Here is a 14,483-nt window from a genome sequence, read left to right as displayed (position 1 = left end):
GCCTGCGATGGCTTCAATCGGATTTCCCTGAGGCAGCGAGGTGCCCTCCCATGCTCCAACTGATCCTCGGCGGCGCCCGTTCCGGCAAAAGCCGCCTCGCCGAAAAACTTGCCGGCGACAGCGCGTTGCCCGTCATTTATATCGCCACCAGCCAACCGCTGGACGGCGAGATGAACCAGCGCGTCGCCCTGCATCGCCAGCGTCGCCCAGATGCCTGGGGCCTGATCGAAGAACCGATCGAACTGGCACGGGTGCTGCGTGAAAACGCCGCGCCCGAGCGCTGCCTGCTGGTGGATTGCCTCACGCTCTGGCTGACCAATCTGCTGCTGCTCGATAACCCCGAGCGCCTGGCTTTTGAGCGTGACCAATTGCTGGAAAGCCTGGCCTCATTGCCCGGTGAAATCCTGTTTGTCAGCAACGAGACCGGTTTGGGTGTCGTGCCGCTGGGCGAATTGACTCGCCGCTATGTGGATGAAGCCGGTTGGCTGCATCAAGCCTTGGCCGAACGGTGTCAGCGTGTTGTCCTGACCGTTGCCGGCCTGCCCCTGACTTTGAAAGGTACTGCGTTATGACGGAAACCTGGTGGCTCAACCCGTGCAAGGCCAGCGACGCTTTGGCGTATCAACAGGCCTTGGCGCGCCAACAGCAATTGACCAAACCGGCCGGCTCCCTCGGCCAGTTGGAAGCGTTGGCGGTGCAGTTGGCCGGCTTGCAAGGCCGGGTCAAACCTATGCTGGAGCAGGTGTGGATCGCCATCTTTGCCGGCGACCACGGCGTGGTGGCCGAAGGCGTGTCGGCGTATCCCCAGGAAGTCACCGGGCAGATGCTGCATAACTTTGTCTCCGGCGGTGCGGCCATCAGCGTATTGGCGCAGCAACTGACGGCGCAGTTGGAAGTGATCGACCTCGGCACGGTGACGCCGTCGCTGAACCTGCCCGGCGTGCGTCACCTGAATATCGCAGCCGGCACCGCCAACTTCGTCAACGCCCCGGCGATGACCGAGGCACAAGGGCGGCTGGCGCTGCAGGCCGGTCGCGACAGCGCGCGCCGTGCGTTGGCGAGCGGCGCGCAGTTGTTTATCGGCGGCGAGATGGGGATCGGCAACACCACCGCCGCCAGTGCGTTGGCGTGTGCCTTGCTCGATTGCCCGGTCAGTGATTTGACCGGGCCGGGCACCGGCTTGGATGCCCAGGGCGTCAGCCACAAAGTCGCGGTCATCGAACGTGCGCTGGCCGTGCACGCCGCGCAACGCGGTGACGCGCTGCAAACCCTGTTCAACCTCGGCGGGTTGGAGATTGCAGCGTTGGTCGGTGCCTATCTGGCCTGCGCCCAGGATGGCATTGTGGTACTGGTGGACGGCTTTATCTGCAGCGTCGCGGCGTTGGTCGCCACGCGGCTGAACCCGGCATGCCGTGAGTGGCTGGTGTTCGGCCATCGCGGCGCCGAGCCGGGCCATCGCCACGTACTGCACAGCCTCGACGCACAACCGTTGCTCGAACTCGGTCTGCGACTCGGCGAAGGCAGCGGCGCGGCCCTGGCGGTGCCGCTGCTGCGCCTGGCCTGCGCGTTGCACGGGCAGATGGCCACATTTGCCGAAGCCGCCGTGGCGGACCGCCCGGCATGACCTTGCACCTGGACCTGTTGCGCCACGGCGAAACCGAATTGGGCGGTGGCCTGCGCGGCAGCCTCGACGATGCGCTCACCGCAAACGGCTGGGCGCAGATGCGTGCTGCGGTGGCCGGGCAGGGCCCGTGGGATCGCCTGATCAGTTCGCCGCTGCAACGGTGCGCGCGGTTTGCGCAAGAGCTCGGCGCAACACTCAACGTGCCAGTGAGCCTGGAAAAGGCTCTGCAGGAATTGCACTTCGGCGCCTGGGAAGGGCAGAGCGCAGCGGCGTTGATGGAGACCGATGCCGAAGGGCTGGGCGCGTTCTGGGCTGATCCCTATAGCTTCACGCCACCAGACGGTGAACGTGTCAGCGACTTTTCCGAACGGGTCCTCGGCGCGGTCTCACGCTTGCATCAGGCTTATGCCGGCCAGCGTGTGTTGTTGATCAGCCACGGTGGCGTGATGCGTCTGCTGCTGGCCCGGGCGCGCGGTTTGCCCCGAGCGCAGTTGCTGAATGTCGAAGTCGGCCATGGCGCACTGTTCAGCCTGCAGGTCGCGGCCGACGGCGTGTTGAAGGAAGGGCGCTGAACATGCTGCCGTTCTGGATCGCCCTGCAGTTCCTGAGCAGCCTGCCGATTCGTCTGCCGGGCATGCCGCAACCGCAGGAACTGGGGCGCTCACTGCTGTTTTATCCGCTGGTGGGCCTGTTGTTCGGCCTGCTGTTGTGGGGCCTGAACCTCGCGTTGGCGGGCGCGCCGTTGTTGCTGCACGCCGCGTTGTTACTGACGGCCTGGGTGTTGCTCAGCGGCGGCTTGCACCTGGACGGGCTGGCGGACAGCGCGGACGCCTGGCTCGGTGGGTTCGGCGATCGCGAGCGCACCCTGACCATCATGAAGGACCCGCGCAGCGGGCCGATCGCCGTGGTCACCCTCGGCCTGGTATTGCTGCTCAAGTTCACCGCGCTGGTGGCGCTGATCGAGCAGCACAATGGCGCAGCGCTGATCCTCGCGCCGCTGATCGGGCGTGCGTCGATGCTCGCGCTGTTTCTCACTACACGCTATGTGCGTGCCGGAGGATTGGGCCAGGCATTGTCGGATCACTTACCGAGGATTGTCGGCCAGCAGGTGCTGATCCTCAGCGGTCTGGCCTGCCTCCTGATCGGTGGTTTCAGCGGCGGGATCGCGGTCCTGCTCGCGGCGCTGTGCTTTATCGGCCTGCGCCACCTGATGGTCAAGCGCCTCGGCGGCACCACGGGCGACACCGCCGGCGCGCTGCTGGAGCTGTTGGAAGTGGCGGTTCTGGTCGGGCTGGCGCTGTAACACTTGCTTGCATTTGCTGAATCGCGGGTATATACACGTTCCATGCTTGCCTCCCAATGTTTATGCACCAACCTGCGACGCGCCGCCCGTGGCGTCAGCAGGCATTACGACGGCGCTCTCGACGGCTTCGGGATCAACGTCGCCCAGTATTCTTTGCTGTGCAATCTGCAGCGTCTCGATCAGCCGAGTATTTCCAGCCTGGCCGACGCCATGGGCCTGGATCGCAGTACGTTGGGGCGCAACCTGCGTGTACTGGAAGGCGAAGGCCTGGTGCGGTTGGTCGAGGGCGACGATCTGCGCAACCGCCTGGTGCTGTTGACCGAAGCCGGCGCGGCGCGATTGGCGGCGGCCTTGCCGGCCTGGGAGGCGGCGCAGCAGAAATTGATTGATCGGTTGGGCGCGGAAAAACGCGAAACCCTGTTGGCCTTGCTGGATGAGCTCGCCTGAACGGGGGTTTGTTCGACTACAAGCGGGTATATACCCGTAAATGGAGAATAAGAAATGACTTCGATGTGGCGCACCAGTGGCTGGATTCTTGTGGGGAGTGCGCTGATCCTGGCGTTGTCCCTGGGGGTGCGGCATGGCTTCGGGCTGTTCCTGGCGCCGATGAGCGCCGAATTCGGCTGGGGGCGTGAGACGTTTGCCTTTGCCATTGCTTTGCAGAACCTGATCTGGGGCCTGGCGCAGCCGTTCACCGGCGCCCTGGCCGACCGCTTTGGGGCGAGCAAGGCGGTGTTGGTTGGCGGTGTGTTGTACGCCGTCGGCCTGGTGCTGATGGGGATGTCCGATTCGGCGTGGTCGTTATCGTTGAGCGCCGGTTTGCTGATTGGTATTGGCCTGTCCGGCACCTCGTTTTCGGTGATTCTGGGCGTGGTCGGCCGTGCCGTGCCGCCGGAAAAACGCAGCATCGCCATGGGCATTGCGAGTGCCGCCGGTTCTTTCGGCCAGTTCGCCATGGTGCCGGGCACCCTGGGCTTGATCAGTTGGCTGGGTTGGTCGGCGGCACTGCTGGCGCTGGGCTTGATGGTGGCGTTGATTCTGCCGCTGGTGAGCATGCTCAAGGATCGGCCGCTGCCTGTCATGGCCGGGCAGCAAACCTTACGTGAAGCGCTGAAGGAAGCCTGCTCCCACTCCGGGTTCTGGCTACTGGCGTTCGGTTTTTTCGTCTGCGGTTTCCAAGTGGTGTTTATCGGCGTGCATCTGCCGGCTTACCTGATCGATCAGCATTTGCCGGCGACTACCGGCACCACCGTCTTGGCCTTGATCGGCCTGTTTAATATCGCCGGCACCTACACCGCCGGCTGGCTCGGCGGGCGCATGTCCAAGCCGCGCCTGCTGACCGGCCTGTACCTGTTGCGGGCGGTGGTGATCGGGCTGTTCCTGTGGGCGCCGGTGACTGAAGTCACGGCCTACCTGTTCGGTATGGCGATGGGCTTCCTGTGGCTGTCCACGGTGCCGCTGACCAACGGCACGGTTGCCACGCTGTTTGGTGTGCGAAACCTCTCGATGCTCGGTGGGATCGTGTTCCTGTTCCACCAGCTCGGTTCGTTCCTCGGCGGCTGGTTGGGTGGGGTGGTCTATGATCGAACCGGCAACTACGATTTGATCTGGCAAGTGGCGATTCTCTTGAGCCTGCTCGCCGCCGCCCTGAACTGGCCGGTGCGTGAGCGGCCGGTGGCGCGGTTGCAGACGCAGATGGAGGTAGCATGAGTTCCAATGGCTATTGGCTGGTTGGGGCAGGGGCGGCAACGCTTCTGCTGCTTCTGGCGTGGTGGGGCTGGCAGCGCGGTGGGCTGGCGTTGATGCAACTGGGTATGTCGATCTGTTAAGTTCGTGGTCTGACTCCTTTGAAGGACACACGATATGCAGATGCGCTGGCTTGCAGTACCCGTCCTGATGGCTGCTTTTGGCGGTGCGGCCATGGCCGCCAGTTGCCCGCCGTTGCTGGAAGGGCAGTTGCCCAAGTTGCGCGCCAAGGAATCCATCGACCTGTGCCAGCGCTTTGCCGGTAAGCCTCTGGTGATCGTCAATACCGCCAGCTTCTGTGGGTTTGCGCCGCAATTCAAAGGCCTCGAGGCGTTATACCAGCGCTACAAGGGCCAGGGCCTGGAAGTGATTGGCGTGCCTTCCGATGACTTCAAGCAGGAAGCCAAGACCGGTGAGGAAACCGCCAAGGTTTGCTACGTGAATTATGGCGTTACCTTCACCATGACCGAGCCGCAGACGGTCAAGGGGCCGGATGCTGTGCATCTGTTCAAGATACTGGCGCAGCAGAGCAGCGCGCCGAAGTGGAATTTCTACAAGTACGTGGTGGATCGCCAGGGCAAGGTGATCGCCAATTTTTCCAGCCTGACCAAGCCGGACAGCCCGGACTTGCTCAAAGCGGTGGAAGAGGCGTTAGCGTCGAAACCCTGATCGTTACCCATTGAAAAGCCCCGCCTCCTTTGCAGGAGAGCGGGGCTTTTTTTCACCGGTCTGAATCAGAAGGTGTAAGTCATGCCCAGGCCGAAACCGTTGGCACTGTTGTCGTATTTGGCGTGGTAGCTCGGCGCGGTGCTGCGATCAATATTGACCTTCTCTTCCTTCAGGTAGGAGTAAGCCAGGTCGACGGTCATGTTATCCATGACTTTGTAGCCCAAGCCCATACTGAAGATCGTGCGGTCGCCGGTCGGGATACGTGGCGAACGATCGGTGTTGTTGGTCGGCGACTGGTCGAAGGACAGGCCGGTACGCAGCACGACCTGCTTGGTCAACTGATACGAGGTGCCCACAGCGTAAGCCCAGGTGTCGTGCCAGTTTTGCGGCTCGCTGATGCTGGTGAGTTGGCTCGGCGCGGCGATGCCGCCGGCACTGGTCACGCCTTGGTTGTTGACGGTGATTTCTTTCAGGCGACTCCAGCGTGTCCAGGTGGCACCGCCGTAGAGTTTCCAGGCATCGGTCAGGTCCTGAGTCACCGACAGGTCGTAGGACTCAGGTGTCTCGATCTTCAGCGAAGCGTCGTAACGGTTGTTGCGCAGGACCGCTTGGGTCTGGGCCGGGCCGCTGATTGTGGTGTGGCCTTCGAGCTTGTAGTTGACCTTCGAGTGGTAGGTCAAGCCGACTCGGGTGGTATCGGTCGCCTGGACCAACACGCCGACGTTGAAGCCCAGGGCGGTGTCGTCACCCTTGATCTTGACGTTGGTGTCTGCAACATTCGGGTTGAGGGTTTTGTCCGACTCAAGCACACCGGAAATCCGGTTGATGGTCGGGCCGAAACCGATGGACACCTTGTCATTGAACGCATAGCTGACAGTCGGCTGGAAGGTCATGACCTTGACTTCGCTTTTGCTGCCGTAGCCCTTGCCCTGATAGCCGCGTTCATAATCGGTCACCAGGCCGAACGGTGCATAGACACCGAAGCCGACTGACCACTGATCGTTGAGTTTGTTGGTGTAGAAGCCGAACGGAACGGCGATAAATGGAACCATGTCGCCTTTGTTGGTTCCGCGCGCGGTGCCGCTGGTGTCTTTGATATCGGTCGATGCATCAATGGCTGCAACGCCACCAGTGATTTGCTGGCCGTTCAGGCGAGACATGCCGGCAGGGTTACCGTAGACAGTGCTTGCATCATCGGCAGAGGAGGAGCGACCTGCGAAACCCGTACCCATCCCGCTGACGCTCTGTTCGTTGAGTGCAAAACCGCTTGCGAACAGTTGGGAGGATGCCATGGCAACGGCGAGGCTAAGTGTGGTCTTGAGCATTACTTTTTTCATTATTAGAACTCCGTGTGATCACCGCAGCGGAAAGTATCAACAAATTACACATCACGCTATAGGCTGTAACACTGGAGATAGAGCGGTTTTGTAGGACAATCCTACCAAAATCGCGGCTTTTTAGCGAATATTGAAAATTTCCCGATCAGCAAGCCACCTGATTCATGGATGAAACACAGGATTTCCAGGCATGGGTGAAATCGCGAAGGCGGCCTTGAGGGTGAAATATTTCTTTCCAGATACGCGCCATGGCCAATACATCTCCCGGTGCGGGCAAGACGAGGCGCTGTTGTTCCACCAGCAGCCAGGCGATGGCCGTGGCGTAACGCAGGTTAACGGTCAGCTCAAGCTGGGGCGCGCTGAGGAAAGCATGCTGGCTGGCCAGGCCGCGCACCAGGCTGGCGCGCTCCGGGTCCAGCGCCAGGTAGGTGTCCCATAGGGCGCGGTGGCGTGGTTCGGTGATGCTATACAGGCCGTGGCCGCGACGGTCGTGCAAGGCGGAGCCGAGTTCCGACTGGCTGGCGGCAATGCCCAGCAACAGAGATTCAGCCGTCTGGTCGTGGCGCCCGAGGTAAATAAGCGTCGGCTTGATCACATAACGACACAATTCGCTGGCAGCGATACCCATACTCGCCTCAATCCGTGAAAGTGGTCGACGAAGCCTGAGCGGGTGGGGGCTTGGCAGCGGTGGATCGGATCTCAGGCCCGTCGGAAGCGGATCAAGCCGCTTGAGTTGAAGTGTAGTGTCATATTCGTGGTGTAAAGGACTGTTTTTAAAACATCTTCTTTAATCAGTTATAACGTTTATATCTATTTGTGCTGAGTGAAAACATTCAAATCCTGAATATCAGGCAATAAAAAACCCTGCGTTTTAAACAGGGTTTTTGTGTTTCAGCAGCTCGGGTCGATCAGGCAACCAGTGCCTGACGGGTACGCTCGATCACGGCCTGCAGCGGTTCTGCGCTGGAGTATTGATCGGGGTACAGGCGTTCGCTGTGACGAGCGATACCGTGTTCGTTGACCAGGGTGAAGCTGAAGCAGCCTTTGCGAGCGGCCATGATCAGACAGTTCATTGGTGCAAAAGCGTTGGTGAGGGTGCGAATGGCATCCTGAGTATGGATTTGAGTGGACATATTATTGGTGTTCCTACAAATAACACGGTTAAGAACCGCGCAACGTTAAAACGTTCCAGTGACGTTGATCACCATTGATCGAACGAAGAACCCGACTGGAACAAAGCAGCCAGTTTGAAGCGCTAATAGTTTAGGCGCGCTTGGGCTGGCAGGTAGGTACTTAGGAGGGCAGGCAACACAACAGGGGCAAAGGTTCTGGGCCCAGGGTGAAGATCCTGATCAATTGGCAGGTTGGTTCGGTCAGAGTATTGATACTTCGCGACACCCTTTGCTTGTTCAAAGGCTGTGTCGTCGCAAGTGATACCTGGAAACCATCGAGGTGGTCGATCCCGTGTTGTTCAGGGGAGTTGTTCGACCAGAATTGACTTTCAGCTTGGTACTAACACTGCCGATGATAACGGATTGAAGCGATGAATGAAAGCGTGCTAACAAAAAAACTTCAATCAGCCGTCCAGCAGCCCGTGATACACCAGTACCGTGACGGCTGCCGCCAATGAACAGCCCAGTGCATACGCGGCCAGGGTCAGTCGCAGGGACTGGCCGGTCTCGACCACTTTTATCACATCGCCCATGTCGTTGATCCTGCCTTCGCCCAACTCAATGCTCAGGCTGATGGCGGTGAATGCCGCAGAGAGCAGGATCGCGATGGCGAACAATGCGCCGTCGGGCGAGGGTAGTGCGGCATTGATTCCCAGGGAGGTCGCGCAGATAGCCAGCAGCAACACAGTGAATAACAGAATTCCTTTCATCGACCCGCACATGGTTGCGTTGTAGGTGGGGCAGTGTGGCGACCTGCACTGAATTTGAAAAGTCCCTGCCTGGCCGTGCCGGTAACATATTCAAGCAGTGTCGGATCAAAAAACACCGACGATATAACCAGGGAAGAGGGGCTTGTACACATTGTTCACAGTATGTGTCACCGGCCTGTCAAGTGTTTCGAATTGGCTCCGTTTGCCTGCAATGAAAATTTAAGTCAATGAAAAATATCGCTTTTTTTTATTGGTGAAAAAATCGTCAGTTTGACTGCGGCCCCCATTCCATGGGGCTTTGCGCGAGTTAAAGGTGGGTTGTCCACTGAGTTATCCACAGCTTCTGTGGATTGTCCCAAGCGCTTGCTCTAGTACGGGCGTGCAGGTTTTTTTCGGCTTTACCTGTACGAAAAAAAGAGTAGAGTTGCGCGCCTTCCGTTCTGTCCCGCAGTGCTTTATGAAGTTTCGCTCAGTGTCACCTTCTGCTACCGACACCCCTCCGGCTGTTACCCCACCCAAGCGTTTCTCCTTGAAAGTTGCATTGTGGTTGCTCGACAGCCCGCGCCTAGGCCACAGCACCAACGTCAAACATTTTGCCGGGCGCTTGCTCAAACAGCCGGCCCGTGACGGCGTTGTCGCCGCGCAAAGCCGACTCGGCCAATTGATGTGCCGCGAATGTGGTAATGCCCGCGACCGCCGCATCGGCCACGACCTCCTGCGCCTGGCCGCTCGCGCTGGCGACCGCCGCGCCCAGCGTGAATTGGGCCAGGTCGAAGACTGAGCTGTCCTCAACTCCCTTGCTTGGTTAACCTTGCTCTTTTTCGGTGATGGCAGACATGGTTATGGCTTTTGACTGGACCAGTATTGCCCTGGGACTTGCTGGCGCGGCAGTGCCGTTATTGGCCGTGTGCTGGCAGCTTCAGGGGCGCTTGGCTGCGCGCATGGCCGGCTGGGAGTTGCTTGAAGAGCGCCTGGCCACTGCGCAACTGGCCCAGGAAGGTTTGGCTGCCCAACTGGACGCCAGTCGTGACGAGATCAGCGACCTCAGCCAGGCCAATGCCGCCAAGCAGGCTGACTTGGCCGCCGTGCGTCGCGAAGTCGAATTGCTGCAGATCGATCGCGACAACGCCCGCGACGCGGCCCACGCCTGGAACCTCGACCGCAGCGCCAAGGAAGCCGAACTGCGCCGCCTTGACGCGTTGTCGGCGGCCTTGCGTGCGGAGCTGCGCGAGCAACAGGAAAGCCATCAACAACGCCTCGCTGACCTGCAGGGCGCGCGGGACGAGTTGCGGGCGCAGTTCGCCGAACTGGCCGGGAAGATTTTCGACGAGCGTGAACAGCGCTTTGCCGAAACCAGCCAGGAGCGCCTCGGGCAGTTGCTTGATCCCTTGAAAGAACGCATCCAGTCTTTTGAAAAGCGTGTCGAAGAAAGCTATCAGAACGAAGCCCGCGAACGCTTTTCCCTGGGCAAGGAGCTTGAACGCCTGCAGCAACTGAACCTGCGTCTGTCGGACGAAGCCACGAACTTGACCCGCGCGCTCAAGGGCCAGAAGACCCAGGGCAACTGGGGCGAGCTGATCCTTGAGCGTGTGCTGGAACACGCCGGCCTGGAGAAGGGCCGCGAGTACCAAACCCAGGTCAGCCTGAAAGGCCCGGACGGTGAGCGCTTCCAGCCGGACGTGCTGATTATGTTGCCCGATGACAAACAGGTGGTGGTGGACTCCAAAGTCAGCCTGACCGCCTATCAACAGTATGTGGCGGCGGACGATGATGTGATCGGCCAGGCCGCGCTCAAACAGCACGTGCTGTCCCTGCGCAATCACGTCAAGGGCCTGGCCGGTAAGGACTACAAGCGCCTGGAGGGCTTGCACAGCCTGGATTTCGTGTTGCTGTTCGTGCCGATTGAAGCCGCTTTTTCCGCAGCCTTGCAGGCCGAGCCCAATCTGTTCCAGGAAGCGTTCGACCGCCATATCGTCATTGTCAGCCCCACCACCTTGCTCGCTACCCTGCGGGTCATCGACAGTCTTTGGAAACAGGAGCGTCAGAGCCAGAACGCCCGGGAAATCGCCGAGCGCGCCGGCTGGCTGTACGACAAGTTCGTGCTGTTTATCCAGGATCTGGATGAAGTGGGCAACCGTCTGCAGCAGTTGGATAAGGCTTACAGCGCCGCGCGGAATAAGCTGACAGATGGTCGCGGTAATCTGGTCAGCCGCACCGAACAATTAAGGTTGCTCGGCGCCCGCGCCAGCAAGAGCCTGCCCGCCGATCTGCTGGAGCGGGCAATGACCGATGCCGACGGTGTGGCGCACTTACCCGAATAGAGTCGGGTCAATGTCGGAGCTATCGAGCCTCGGCAGTGGATTGAGTTCAGCCTGATTAAAGCGGTAGATGCCGACTGAGCAACGCCCGCAACGCCGCGGGCTTCACCGGCTTGGCCAGATAATCCAGCCCCGCGGCATGCACTTGCGCCACCATCTCCGGACGGCCGTCGGCGCTGATGACCACGCCGGGGATCGGCTCAGCCAACTGCGTGCGCAGCCAAGCCATCAGCTCCGTGCCGGTTTCGCCGTGGTCCAGGTGGTAATCCACCAGCGCCAGTTGTGGGCGCACGCCGTCGGCCAGCAGCGCGGCGCACTGCGCCTGGTCGGTGGCGGTCCATACTTCGCAGCCCCAACGCGTCAGCAGGCTGCGCATGCCTATCAGGATGCTTTCTTCGTTATCCACACACAGCACCTGCGCGCCACTCAGGGGCAGGCCATTTTCCTGCACGGTCTTGATCGGCGGGCTGGTCTGGTTGCGAGCCAGCGGCACGCGCACGCTGAACACGCTGCCCTTGCCCGGCCATGAACGCACGCTCAGGTGATGGTCCAATACGCGGCACAGGCCATCGGCGATCGCCAGGCCGAGGCCGAGGCCTTTTTCAGCGCGGGTCTGGTGGCTGTCCAGACGCTTGAACTCCTCGAAAATCACCTTCTGTTTATCCTGCGGGATGCCAGGACCGCGATCCCATACTTCCAGGCTCAGCTCGCCCTCGTGTCGGCGTACGCCCAGCAGCACCGGGCCGTCGGCATAGCGGAATGCATTCGTCAGAAAGTTCTGCAAAATGCGCCGCAGCAACTTGATGTCACTGTCGACCCGCAAATGACTGCCGCGCAAGCGGAAGCGCAAGCCTTGTTCCTGGGCCAGTGCCTTGAATTCGGCACCGAGTGTGTCGAACAGTTCGTTGAGCACGAACGGCTGGCGTTGCGGGTTGATCTTGCCGTTTTCCAGGCGCGAGATGTCCAGCAGGTCGCTGATCAGGTCTTCGGCGGAACGCAGCGAGCTGTCCAGGTGTTGCACCAGTTGCCGGGCTTCGCTCGACAGGCCATCGTTCTGGTGGGAGAGGGCGGCGGAGAACAGGCGTGCAGCGTTCAGCGGTTGCATCAGGTCATGGCTGACCGCTGCGAGAAAGCGGGTCTTCGATTGGTTCGCGGACTCGGCCACGCCCTTGGCATCGGTGAGCGCCACGTTGAGCTGCGACAGCTCGTGTGTACGCTCGGTGACCCGTCGTTCCAAGCCCTCGTTCGCCTCGGTCAGTGCGTGTTCGGCCTCGCGGAACGCGGTGATGTCGGTGAAGCTCATGACGAAACCGCCGCCGGGCATCGGGTTGCCGATCAGTTCGATCACCCGTCCATTCGGGAACAGGCGTTCGGAGGTGTGCGCGCGGCCTTGGCGCATCCAGTGCAGGCGTCGCGCCACATGCACTTCGGCCTCGCCCGGACCGCACAAGCCGCGCTCGGCGTTGTAGCGAATGATGTCGGCAATCGGCCGGCCGACGCTGATCAAGCCTTCGGGGTAGTTGAACAGCTCCAGGTAACGGCGGTTCCACGCCACTAACTTGAGAGACTGATCCACCACGCTGATGCCCTGGGTGATGTTTTCGATGGCGCCTTGTAGCAAGGCTCGATTGAATTGCAGCACTTCGGAGGCTTCGTCGGCGATCCGTACTACGTCCTCCAGCAGCATGTCCCTACCTTCAATCGCGGCCTTTACGACGGCGCGAGTCGAGGAGGCGCCGAGTACGCCCGCCAGCAGGCGTTCGGTATGCGCGATCCAATCGTTATCGGCATTCTGGTTGGGGTTGAAGCCTTTGCCTTGGCGATAGGCGAAGCGGATAAAACTTTGCTGGGCGCGTTCTTCCCCGACAAAGCGTGCGGCCAGGCTCAGCAGGTCGCTGATCTGGACCGACAACATGGAGCGAGTGCTGGCGCGTTGGCTGGTTTCCTGGCCGATGAAGCGCCCGGCCTGCCAGTGTTCGGACACCCGGGTACGCGAGAGCATCGAAACCCAGACGAACAGCGTGAAGTTGCCCGCCAGGGAGAACACGGTGCCCAGGGTCAGCGAGGTGAGGGGCAAGCCGAGCGGGTGGGAATGCAACCAAGTCAGGCCCGGGAAAAGGCTGAGCGACCAGCCCAGGCTTTTCGCGGTAACCGGTAGGACCAAGGTGTAGAACCACAGGAACGTGCCCGCCGCCAAGCCGGCAAACACGCCGCGCCGATTCGCCGGTTTCCAATACAGCGCGCCGAGCATGGCGGGTGCCAGTTGGGTCACTGCGGCGAAAGCGATCTGGCCGATAGTCGCCAGGCTCGCGCTGGAGCCCAGCAATCGGTAGCTGACATAAGCCAGCAGCAGGATGATCACGATGCTGACGCGGCGTACCGACAGCAACCAATGGCGGAACACTTCAAACGGCCGTTCCGCGCTGGAACGGCGCAACAACCAAGGCAGCACCATGTCGTTGGAAACCATGGTCGACAACGCAATGCTCGCAACAATCACCATGCCGGTGGCGGCCGATGCACCACCAATGAACGCCAGCAAGGCGAGAGCCGGATGGGCCTCGGCCAAGGGCAGGCTGATCACGTAGGAATCGGGCGGCACCGAGCCGGGCAAGAGCATTTTGCCGCCGAGGGCGATCGGCACGACAAACAGTGCTGCGAGGATCAGGTACGCAGGGAACACCCATTTGGCCAGGCGCAAATCCTGGGGGTCGATGTTTTCCACGACGGTGACGTGAAACTGCCGGGGCAGGCAGATGATCGCCATCATCGCGACGCCGGTCTGTACCACCATCGTTGGCCAGTTGACGGTTTCTTTCCAGTATTCCTCCAGCCGTGGCGCCAGCATCGCCTGGCTGAACAAATCGCCGAAACCGTCGTAGAGGCCGTAGGTCACAAACGCACCGACCGCGAGAAACGCGAACAGCTTGACGATCGATTCAAAGGCAATTGCCAGCACCATGCCGCGGTGGTGTTCGGTGGCGTCGAGGTTGCGCGTACCGAAGACAATGGTGAACAACGCCAGCACCAGCGACACGATCAGCGCCGTGTCCTGAGCTCGGGTGCCGGTAGCATCCGCGCCAGCGCCGATCAGCAGGTTCACCCCAAGTACGATGCCCTTGAGTTGCAGGGCGATGTAAGGCAGCACGCCGACCATGCAGATCAGCGCGACCACCACCGCCAACGATTGGGATTTGCCGTAGCGTGCGGCGATAAAGTCAGCGATAGAGGTGATGTTTTCCTGCTTGCTGATCAGAATCATCTTTTGCAGGACCCAAGGGGCCAATACCAGCAACAGCACCGGTCCCAGGTAGATCGGTATAAACGCCCACAGTTGTTCGGCCGCCTGGCCTACGGCGCCGAAGAAGGTCCAACTGGTGCAATAAACGGCCAGCGACAGGCTGTACACACAGGCACGCATACGCGGCGGCAGCGGCGCATGGCGGCGGTCACCGTAAAAGGCGATGGCAAACATAGTGGCCATATAGGCCAAGGCAACGGCGGCGATCAGCCCGCTGGACAGCGTCATGGTAACTCCGGACATAAACACACCCAGGCGTTTCGAGCCCGGTCGGACAGTCTCGCATGATGCCTGGGGATTAGT

General features: G+C 60.8%; 15 protein-coding genes. 10 read left to right on the top strand and 5 right to left on the bottom strand.

The annotated features are described in order from the left end of the window. Positions 1-50 precede the first annotated feature (50 nt). The 8 genes from cobU to U5A08_RS21335 all read left to right on the top strand — a co-directional run bounded on the left by cobU (position 51) and on the right by U5A08_RS21335 (position 5,342). A complete protein-coding gene (gene cobU, locus U5A08_RS21370) occupies positions 51-572 on the top strand; it encodes a bifunctional adenosylcobinamide kinase/adenosylcobinamide-phosphate guanylyltransferase (protein ID WP_253397747.1) in 522 nt (173 codons plus the stop codon). Then, positions 569-1,624 (top strand): nicotinate-nucleotide--dimethylbenzimidazole phosphoribosyltransferase, encoded by a 1,056-nt coding sequence (cobT, locus tag U5A08_RS21365; protein ID WP_321848462.1) that lies wholly within the window; start codon positions 569-571, stop codon positions 1,622-1,624. Before cobU ends, cobT begins: the two co-directional genes overlap by 4 nt. Further along, entirely contained in the window at positions 1,621-2,196 is a 576-nt protein-coding gene (cobC, locus tag U5A08_RS21360) for an alpha-ribazole phosphatase family protein (protein WP_321848460.1), read from the top strand. The genes cobT and cobC overlap by 4 nt, the downstream gene beginning before the upstream one ends. 2 nt (positions 2,197-2,198) lie before the next feature. Further along, complete coding sequence (locus U5A08_RS21355) at positions 2,199-2,927, top strand: adenosylcobinamide-GDP ribazoletransferase (protein ID WP_321848458.1); 729 nt, start codon at positions 2,199-2,201, stop codon at positions 2,925-2,927. A 42-nt stretch (positions 2,928-2,969) separates the two neighbouring features. Continuing rightward, a complete protein-coding gene (locus U5A08_RS21350; protein ID WP_247405041.1) occupies positions 2,970-3,374 on the top strand; it encodes a MarR family winged helix-turn-helix transcriptional regulator in 405 nt (134 codons plus the stop codon). A 63-nt stretch (positions 3,375-3,437) separates the two neighbouring features. Continuing rightward, positions 3,438-4,637, top strand: a complete 1,200-nt coding sequence (locus U5A08_RS21345) for an MFS transporter (RefSeq protein WP_321852266.1) — start codon at positions 3,438-3,440, stop codon at positions 4,635-4,637. Next, entirely contained in the window at positions 4,634-4,756 is a 123-nt protein-coding gene (locus tag U5A08_RS21340; protein WP_269816499.1) for a hypothetical protein, read from the top strand. Before U5A08_RS21345 ends, U5A08_RS21340 begins: the two co-directional genes overlap by 4 nt. 34 nt (positions 4,757-4,790) lie before the next feature. Next, a complete protein-coding gene (locus U5A08_RS21335) occupies positions 4,791-5,342 on the top strand; it encodes a glutathione peroxidase (RefSeq protein WP_198718059.1) in 552 nt (183 codons plus the stop codon). Between the two features lie 65 nt (positions 5,343-5,407). On the opposite strand, the gene U5A08_RS21330 is transcribed toward U5A08_RS21335, so the two are convergent. The 4 genes from U5A08_RS21330 to U5A08_RS21315 form a co-directional block, all read right to left on the bottom strand. Beyond that, positions 5,408-6,679, bottom strand: coding sequence for an OmpP1/FadL family transporter (locus tag U5A08_RS21330; protein ID WP_253397739.1), 1,272 nt, complete (start codon positions 6,677-6,679; stop codon positions 5,408-5,410). A 145-nt stretch (positions 6,680-6,824) separates the two neighbouring features. Beyond that, a complete protein-coding gene (locus tag U5A08_RS21325; protein WP_253397737.1) occupies positions 6,825-7,307 on the bottom strand; it encodes a hypothetical protein in 483 nt (160 codons plus the stop codon). A gap of 280 nt (positions 7,308-7,587) precedes the next feature. Beyond that, positions 7,588-7,812 carry a hypothetical protein gene (locus U5A08_RS21320; RefSeq protein ID WP_007898912.1) on the bottom strand — a complete coding sequence of 75 codons (225 nt, stop codon included), beginning with the start codon at positions 7,810-7,812 and terminating at the stop codon, positions 7,588-7,590. A gap of 443 nt (positions 7,813-8,255) precedes the next feature. After that, a complete protein-coding gene (locus U5A08_RS21315; protein ID WP_321848456.1) occupies positions 8,256-8,561 on the bottom strand; it encodes a hypothetical protein in 306 nt (101 codons plus the stop codon). Between the two features lie 457 nt (positions 8,562-9,018). Here U5A08_RS21315 and U5A08_RS21310 point away from each other — a divergent pair, with 457 nt between their 5' ends. Together U5A08_RS21310 and U5A08_RS21305 are read left to right on the top strand one after the other, a co-directional pair. Then, positions 9,019-9,342: an SEL1-like repeat protein gene (locus tag U5A08_RS21310; protein WP_253397733.1), complete on the top strand. Its 324-nt coding sequence runs from the start codon at positions 9,019-9,021 to the stop codon at positions 9,340-9,342. Positions 9,343-9,517: 175 nt separating this feature from the next. After that, positions 9,518-10,882 (top strand): DNA recombination protein RmuC, encoded by a 1,365-nt coding sequence (locus tag U5A08_RS21305; RefSeq protein ID WP_198718061.1) that lies wholly within the window; start codon positions 9,518-9,520, stop codon positions 10,880-10,882. Positions 10,883-10,937: 55 nt separating this feature from the next. Here U5A08_RS21305 and U5A08_RS21300 read toward each other — a convergent pair whose 3' ends face one another. After that, the gene (locus U5A08_RS21300) at positions 10,938-14,408 is read right to left on the bottom strand and encodes a hybrid sensor histidine kinase/response regulator (RefSeq protein ID WP_321848454.1); all 3,471 of its coding nucleotides are present in this window, start codon (positions 14,406-14,408) and stop codon (positions 10,938-10,940) included. Between the last annotated feature and the right edge of the window lie 75 nt (positions 14,409-14,483).

This window comes from Pseudomonas paraveronii, from assembly GCF_963681955.1.
Lineage (GTDB): Bacteria > Pseudomonadota > Gammaproteobacteria > Pseudomonadales > Pseudomonadaceae > Aquipseudomonas > Aquipseudomonas paraveronii.
Note: the sequence above shows the minus strand (reverse complement) of the source record. Positions and strands in the feature narration are given on the sequence as shown.

Bases quoted from the DNA above. Each gene is read 5' to 3' on its own strand.
- U5A08_RS21340 (WP_269816499.1), top strand. From the start codon at position 4,634: ATGAGTTCCAATGGCTATTGGCTGGTTGGGGCAGGGGCGGCAACGCTT.
- U5A08_RS21345 (WP_321852266.1), top strand. From the start codon at position 3,438: ATGTGGCGCACCAGTGGCTGGATTCTTGTGGGGAGTGCGCTGATCCTG.
- cobU (WP_253397747.1), top strand. From the start codon at position 51: ATGCTCCAACTGATCCTCGGCGGCGCCCGTTCCGGCAAAAGCCGCCTC.
- cobT (WP_321848462.1), top strand. From the start codon at position 569: ATGACGGAAACCTGGTGGCTCAACCCGTGCAAGGCCAGCGACGCTTTG.
- U5A08_RS21315 (WP_321848456.1), bottom strand. From the start codon at position 8,561: ATGAAAGGAATTCTGTTATTCACTGTGTTGCTGCTGGCTATCTGCGCG.
- U5A08_RS21330 (WP_253397739.1), bottom strand. From the start codon at position 6,679: ATGAAAAAAGTAATGCTCAAGACCACACTTAGCCTCGCCGTTGCCATG.
- U5A08_RS21335 (WP_198718059.1), top strand. From the start codon at position 4,791: ATGCAGATGCGCTGGCTTGCAGTACCCGTCCTGATGGCTGCTTTTGGC.
- U5A08_RS21355 (WP_321848458.1), top strand. From the start codon at position 2,199: ATGCTGCCGTTCTGGATCGCCCTGCAGTTCCTGAGCAGCCTGCCGATT.
- cobC (WP_321848460.1), top strand. From the start codon at position 1,621: ATGACCTTGCACCTGGACCTGTTGCGCCACGGCGAAACCGAATTGGGC.
- U5A08_RS21350 (WP_247405041.1), top strand. From the start codon at position 2,970: ATGCTTGCCTCCCAATGTTTATGCACCAACCTGCGACGCGCCGCCCGT.
- U5A08_RS21325 (WP_253397737.1), bottom strand. From the start codon at position 7,307: ATGGGTATCGCTGCCAGCGAATTGTGTCGTTATGTGATCAAGCCGACG.
- U5A08_RS21310 (WP_253397733.1), top strand. From the start codon at position 9,019: ATGAAGTTTCGCTCAGTGTCACCTTCTGCTACCGACACCCCTCCGGCT.
- U5A08_RS21300 (WP_321848454.1), bottom strand. From the start codon at position 14,408: ATGACGCTGTCCAGCGGGCTGATCGCCGCCGTTGCCTTGGCCTATATG.
- U5A08_RS21320 (WP_007898912.1), bottom strand. From the start codon at position 7,812: ATGTCCACTCAAATCCATACTCAGGATGCCATTCGCACCCTCACCAAC.